This window comes from Staphylococcus sp. HMSC072H03, assembly GCF_001809305.1.
In the GTDB taxonomy this organism is placed as follows: Bacteria; Bacillota; Bacilli; order Staphylococcales; family Staphylococcaceae; genus Staphylococcus; species Staphylococcus hominis.
The window spans coordinates 1-2,466 of record NZ_KV796888.1; the positions used below are offsets into that span (position 1 = coordinate 1).

Below are 2,466 nucleotides of genomic sequence, written 5' to 3' on the forward strand. Positions count from 1 at the left end.
TTTTTTTGATGTCATCATATCAGTAGTTTTTGTAAAAAATGAAATCATTTAAGTTCCCTCCAATCCTTATAGACCGTTCGATCGGTCTATAAGGATTATAATCTATTTTTTTACATATTACAACAAAAAATCTTGCGAAATTTAAATGGCTGTATTGTGTTATACAATTATTCTTTGAATTTTTGTGCTATCATTGATAGTACTTAATACTCATTAAAGGCGTGATGAACTTGAAAGATAAAATACTAGGTGTCGCAAAGGAATTATTTATAAAAAATGGATATAATGCCACTACTACTGGAGAAATTGTTAAATTATCAGAAAGTAGTAAAGGGAATCTTTATTATCACTTTAAAACAAAAGAAAATCTATTTTTAGAAATTTTAAATATAGAAGAATCTAAATGGCAAGAACAGTGGAAAAAGGAACAAATCAAATGTAAAACTAATAGAGAAAAATTTTATTTATATAATGAACTATCTTTAACAACCGAATACTATTATCCACTTCAAAACGCAATAATTGAATTTTGCACTGAATATTATAAAACTAATAGCATTAATGAAAAAATGAATAAATTAGAAAACAAATATATAGATGCTTATCATGTAATTTTTAAGGAGGGTAATTTAAATGGCGAATGGTGTATTAATGATGTTAATGCTGTTAGTAAAATAGCAGCAAACGCTGTTAATGGAATTGTTACCTTTACACATGAACAAAATATTAATGAAAGAATTAAACTTATGAACAAGTTCTCTCAAATTTTTTTAAATGGACTTAGTAAATAATTATATATATATTCTTGAAATACCAATAAATATTATTTCTAAATTACGTTCATTATTGATAAAAAATTTAAATAGTATTACTACACAAAAAGAGAGTGCGAATTCGCACTCTCTTTTTTCTTGTATAATTATTAAAAGATCATTTCAATAATATAATATGAGTTTTGAGACTCTGTGAGAGCCTCTTATTTGCATTGACGACCCATTTATCAAGATGATCCCTTATCATGCTTAATTCTATAAACTGTCTGTCTTGTGATATTAACTTCTTTCGCAATCTTACTAATTGCTTTCCCTTCTTCTAACATTTCCACCACGCGATGATAAATAATACGTTTCTGTGGGTCTTTGGCATTTGGTGAATAAAGTAAGGGGCGCCCTTTATATACGCCTTTTTCCTTCGCAACTTGAATTCCTTGCGCTTGTCGACGTTTACTTTCATTTCTCTCTTGTTCTGAAACCATTGCTAAAATTTGAACGATTAAATCTTTCATAAACTTATCCAGTAATGGATTGCCAATCACTTCATTCATCATAGGTAAGCTGGTAATCATTAACTGAACGTCTTTCTCTTTTAAATAACTCACAGTTTCAATAATTTCATCATAATCACGTCCCAAACGATCAATAGATTCCACAACGAATCGATCTCCCATTCTGACAAAATTGAGTGCTTCTTGAAATACAGGTCTATTTTCCACTGACTTTCCCGACTGTTTCTCTGTAAAGATTTTCTCCACACCAAACGTCTTTAAATTATCCAATTGTCTTTCTAAATTTTGATCTATCGATGATACTCTCGCATAACCTATAATCATTCATCTTCACTCCATAATTAATATACACCCTAATCATACGTTCTAATTGCGATAATTTCAACAACTTATTTTGTATGATTAGGGTGTATCCTGTCTGGTTTTTTAGTTTTCTTAAAACTTAGTAATATTTTTATTTATCTTTATTTTCTTGGTTATTTAACTTATTGAGATAACGATAGATTGTTGTACGTGAAACTTTCCATTGCTCTGCAATAGTTTTAATTGGGGTTCCATTATCATAAAGTGTTTTGAGTAAAGTCAAATCTCGTTTATTTAATTTTTCGGGTCGACCTCCATAGCGTCCTCTAGCACGAGCTGCAATTCGCCCCGCTGAAGAACGTTCTAAAATTAAATTACGTTCAAACTCTGCAAATGCTGCGAATAAATGAAATAACAATTGTCCTGTAGAACTTGATTTATCCATTGTTATATTTTCTTCTAAACTATGAAAACTCACGCCTCGATTATTAAGTTCATTAACTAATGTGATTAAATCTGCCATGTTACGTCCTAGTCTATCTAGTCTCCAAACAACAATCGTATCTCCTGACCTCGCAAATTCAATGGCTCTATCTAAACCAGGACGTTTACTTTTTGCTCCACTTATGTGATCGCTAAATATTTTTTCACAACCATATTGATTTAATCGATCTTCCTGCAAATTCAAATTTTGCAAACCAGTTGAAACTCTTGCATAACCTATTTTCAAAATACAAACCTCCTATATACACCTTCAGTGTACCATAACTTAATGACAAGGTCTTTTGTGAACATAGATTATTTGTTGGGTTTTTGAACACATAATTCTATGTAATACATACTTATTTAGACATAAAAAACGAGTGTACAGAAAATGG

3 protein-coding genes are annotated in these 2,466 nt (G+C 30.0%); 1 reads left to right on the forward strand and 2 read right to left on the reverse strand.

The annotated features are described in order from the left end of the window. The first annotated feature begins 224 nt into the window (after window positions 1–224). A complete protein-coding gene (gene qacR / locus HMPREF2578_RS07805; protein WP_001832666.1) occupies window positions 225–791 on the forward strand; it encodes a multidrug-binding transcriptional regulator QacR in 567 nt (188 codons plus the stop codon). Window positions 792–1,000: 209 nt separating this feature from the next. On the opposite strand, the gene HMPREF2578_RS07810 is transcribed toward qacR, so the two are convergent. Beyond that, the gene (locus HMPREF2578_RS07810; RefSeq protein ID WP_000583527.1) at window positions 1,001–1,609 is read right to left on the reverse strand and encodes a recombinase family protein; all 609 of its coding nucleotides are present in this window, start codon (window positions 1,607–1,609) and stop codon (window positions 1,001–1,003) included. A 130-nt stretch (window positions 1,610–1,739) separates the two neighbouring features. Then, window positions 1,740–2,318 (reverse strand): recombinase family protein, encoded by a 579-nt coding sequence (locus tag HMPREF2578_RS07815; protein WP_000690631.1) that lies wholly within the window; start codon window positions 2,316–2,318, stop codon window positions 1,740–1,742. Window positions 2,319–2,466 lie beyond the last annotated feature (148 nt).

Bases quoted from the DNA above. Each gene is read 5' to 3' on its own strand.
- qacR (WP_001832666.1), top strand. From the start codon at position 225: ATGAACTTGAAAGATAAAATACTAGGTGTCGCAAAGGAATTATTTATA.
- HMPREF2578_RS07810 (WP_000583527.1), bottom strand. From the start codon at position 1,609: ATGATTATAGGTTATGCGAGAGTATCATCGATAGATCAAAATTTAGAA.